The sequence below is a fragment of the uncultured Aquabacterium sp. genome (assembly GCF_913773725.1).
Taxonomy (GTDB): domain Bacteria; phylum Pseudomonadota; class Gammaproteobacteria; order Burkholderiales; family Burkholderiaceae_C; genus Aquabacterium.
Genome location: NZ_CAJYGK010000128.1, coordinates 1 through 3,878, shown reverse-complemented (window position 1 = coordinate 3,878; position 3,878 = coordinate 1). Strand labels below are relative to the sequence as shown.

The window sequence follows — 3,878 nt, the reverse complement described above, 5'->3', positions numbered from 1 at the left end:
TGCAACCCCGAGGAAGCCGTTCAGATCTTCCAGGACCTGGGTTGCAAGCGGGCGTTGGCCGTGCACTGGGGCACGTTCCAGCTGACCGACGAGGCGCTGGACGAGCCCCCGCGGGCGCTGGCGAGAGCCCTGCGCGCCGCGAACCGGTCAGCAGCGGCATTTCGCACCCTGGCGATCGGCGAAACGTGGCAGCTTCCCGGAAGACCGGCCAGCGAAGCTTCCGAGCCCGTCTCCTGAAGGTGGCGTCAGCCCAGCGAGCTCGCCGCCCGAGCCAGCCGGTCCATGCCGTCCGTCAGGCCGCCCATTCGGCCTGAGAGACCACGCAAGGTCTCGGCACATGGGCCGGCCTCGTCCACTGCGGCGCGGGTGTCATAAAGAATCTGCCGAGCCTCGTGCGCCAATGCGCGCAAGGTCGTGCCCATCTGGTCACGCTGCTGCTGCTGGCTGCGGGCCAGATTCTGCGCTTCCTGCTCGAAGGCCTGGGTGACCAGGTTGAACAGGCTGAGCACCGCCGTGGCCGACTCGACCAGACCGGACTGCACGGCCGGTGCGAGGGGCACGCCCTGCCTGAGGCTGCTCAGGATCTGCTCGGCCAGCCCCATGAAGGCCTGGATGCGCTGGCGTGCCTGGGTTGGCCCGTCGAACACCTGGCGCAGGTGCTCGCTGAACAAACCGGGCCAGCCTTCCTCCCCTTCCACCAGCCGCCGATGACTTGACCGAAGCTGCTGGAGGACCTCTTCGGCAACCAGCAATGCCTCGGCCTGCCCCTGCCCGGCCAGCACGACAAACAACGTCAGGCGCTGCGACAGCATGCGCTGTCGGCCCGACAGGTTGATCAGGCGGGACAGGACGTCGGCATCAGGCGGCGTGACCGCAAACCCGGCGACCGGGGGATGGGGCGGAAGCATGGGACAGACCGGCAAAGGACAAGCGAGACGGCAAGCATACGCGCTTGCGCCCTTTGACACCTGCGGGCATCCCGGCATGTCGCAGACACGCCAAAGACAGCGCACAAAAACGCAAAAAGGGCCACGGTGTCGTGGCCCTCTGGCAAGGCGCTGTGCCCCGGGAGACGATCAGTGCACCACCCTCGCGAACTGGAAGTGTCCTGACGTGTCGACGTCCACCGGGATCACGTCCTTGGGCCCGAACTGCCCTTGCAGGATGAGCTTGGCCACCGGGTTCTCGATGCGCTGCTGGATCGCCCGCTTGAGCGGCCGCGCACCGAAGACCGGGTCGAAGCCGACCTTGGCCAGTTCGGCCAGGGCAGCCGGGCTGACGTCCAGCTTCATGTCCATCTGCGCGATGCGCGCCTCCAGGCCCTTGAGCTGGATCTTCGCGATCGATTCGATGTGCGCCTGGTCGAGCGCATGGAAGACCACCACTTCGTCGATGCGGTTCAGGAATTCGGGGCGGAAGTGCTGTTTCACCTCGACCCACACGGCATCCTTGATGTCCTCGGCGGGCTGGCCGGCCATCTGCATGATGTGGTGCGAGCCCAGGTTCGAGGTCATCACGATGACGGTGTTCTTGAAGTCCACCGTACGGCCCTGGCCATCGGTCAGGCGACCATCGTCCAGCACCTGCAGCAGCACGTTGAAGACGTCCGGGTGGGCCTTCTCGACCTCATCCAGCAGCACCACGCTGTAGGGCTTGCGGCGCACGGCTTCGGTCAGCGTGCCGCCCTCTTCGTAGCCCACATAGCCCGGAGGCGCGCCGATCAGGCGGCTGACCGAGTGCTTCTCCATGAACTCGCTCATGTCGATGCGGATGAGGTGGTCTTCGCTGTCGAACAGGAAGCCGGCCAGCGCCTTGCACAGCTCGGTCTTGCCGACGCCGGTGGGGCCGAGGAACAGGAAGGAGCCATACGGGCGGTTGGGGTCCGACAGGCCGGCACGCGAGCGGCGGATGGCGTCGGACACAGCCACGATGGCTTCGTCCTGGCCGACCACGCGCTCGTGCAGCTTCTGCTCCATCGACAGCAGCTTGTCGCGCTCGCCCTGCATCAGCTTGCTGACCGGGATGCCGGTGGCCCGCGCCACGACCTCGGCGATCTCTTCGGCGCCGACCTGGGTGCGCAGCAGCGTGGGCTTGTCGCCCGCCTTGCCCTTGGCCGATTCCTTCTCCTGCGCGTCCTTCAGGCGCTTTTCCAGCTCGGGCAGCTTGCCGTACTGCAGCTCGGCCACCTTGTTGAAGTCGCCCTTGCGCTTGAGTTCCTCGATCTGGAATCGGATCTTGTCGATCTCTTCCTTCACGGTGGCTGAGCCCTGTGCGGTCGCCTTCTCGGCCTTCCAGATGTCTTCCAGGTCGGCGTATTCCTTCTGCAGGCGGGTGATCTCTTCTTCGATGAGGCCCAGGCGCTTGATCGAGGCCTCGTCGGTCTCGCGGCGCACGGCCTCGCGCTCGATCTTGAGCTGGATGAGGCGGCGGTCCAGGCGGTCCAGTGCCTCGGGCTTGGAGTCGATCTCGATCTTGATCTTGGCGGCGGCCTCGTCGATCAGGTCGATGGCCTTGTCCGGCAGGAAGCGGTCGGTGATGTAGCGGTTGGACAGCTCGGCCGCAGCCACGATGGCCGGGTCGGTGATCTCGACGCCGTGGTGCACCTCGTACTTTTCCTGCAGGCCGCGCAGGATGGCGATGGTGGCCTCGACCGTGGGTTCACCCACGAGGATCTTCTGGAAGCGGCGCTCCAGCGCGGCATCCTTCTCGATGTACTTGCGGTATTCGTCGAGCGTGGTCGCACCGATGCAGTGCAGCTCGCCGCGCGCCAGGGCGGGCTTGAGCATGTTGCCCGCGTCCATCGCGCCATCGGCCTTGCCCGCACCGACCATGGTGTGGATCTCGTCGATGAACATGATGGTCTGGCCTTCGTCCTTGGCCACTTCCTTGAGCACACCCTTCAGGCGTTCTTCGAAGTCGCCGCGGTACTTGGCACCGGCCAGCAGCAGGGCCATGTCCAGCACCAGCACGCGCTTGTTCTTCAGCGAATCGGGCACCTCGCCGGCCACGATGCGCTGGGCCAGGCCTTCGACAATGGCGGTCTTGCCCACGCCGGGCTCACCGATGAGCACAGGGTTGTTCTTGGAACGGCGCTGCAGCACCTGGATGGCGCGGCGGATTTCCTCGTCGCGGCCGATGACCGGGTCGAGCTTGCCCTGCCGCGCGCGCTCGGTCAGGTCCAGCGTGTACTTCTTCAGCGCCTCGCGCTGGCCTTCGGCTTCAGGGTTGTCCACTTTCTGGTCTCCACGGACGGCCTTGACGGCGGTTTCGAGCGATTTGCGGGTCAGACCGTGGTCGCGCGCCAGCGCGGCGGTGTCGCCCTTGTGGTCGGTCAGCGCCAGCAGGAACATCTCGCTGGCGATGTAGGGGTCGCCGGCCTTGTGGGCCTCTTTCTCGGCGCCCTGCAGCAGGCCGATGGTGTCCCGGCCGGCCTGGACCTGATCGGCACCCTGCACCTGGGGCAGCTTGTCGATCTGCTTTTCCAGCGCCGCAGCCAGCGCCGGCACCTTCACGCCGGCGCGCTCAAGCAGGGCCCTGGGGCCGTCTTCCTGACGCAGCATGGCCAGCAGGATGTGGGCCGGCTCGATGTAGGGGTTGTCTCGGGTGACGGCCAGGCTCTGGGCCTCCGTCAGCGCTTCCTGAAATTTGGTGGTGAGTTTGTCGAGTCGCATGGGTACTCCTGGGGCACCGGATATCGGCACCGATGCGTCCAAGAGTGTGGGCGGGCGTGGCGCATTTCAAGTCCCACCCTGACAGGGCTGCACGTCATCTTGAGCAAAATCAAGAGGTCGCGGACGGCGCCACCATCACCCGATTGCGCCCCTGATGCTTGGCTTCGTAGAGGCTAGCATCGGCCCGCGCCAGATCCTGCTCGAGCG

General features: G+C 66.2%; 2 protein-coding genes and 1 pseudogene. 1 reads left to right on the top strand and 2 read right to left on the bottom strand.

Translation table 11 applies throughout. The features are described from left to right. Positions 1–237, top strand: a pseudogene (locus QZ709_RS15480) (MBL fold metallo-hydrolase); the annotation flags it as partial. An 8-nt stretch (positions 238–245) separates the two neighbouring features. On the opposite strand, the gene QZ709_RS15475 reads toward QZ709_RS15480, so the two are convergent. Then, positions 246–908 (bottom strand): type IV pili methyl-accepting chemotaxis transducer N-terminal domain-containing protein, encoded by a 663-nt coding sequence (locus tag QZ709_RS15475; RefSeq protein WP_294638287.1) that lies wholly within the window; start codon positions 906–908, stop codon positions 246–248. Positions 909–1,076: 168 nt separating this feature from the next. Further along, positions 1,077–3,671 carry an ATP-dependent chaperone ClpB gene (clpB, locus tag QZ709_RS15470; protein WP_294638286.1) on the bottom strand — a complete coding sequence of 865 codons (2,595 nt, stop codon included), beginning with the start codon at positions 3,669–3,671 and terminating at the stop codon, positions 1,077–1,079. Positions 3,672–3,878 lie beyond the last annotated feature (207 nt).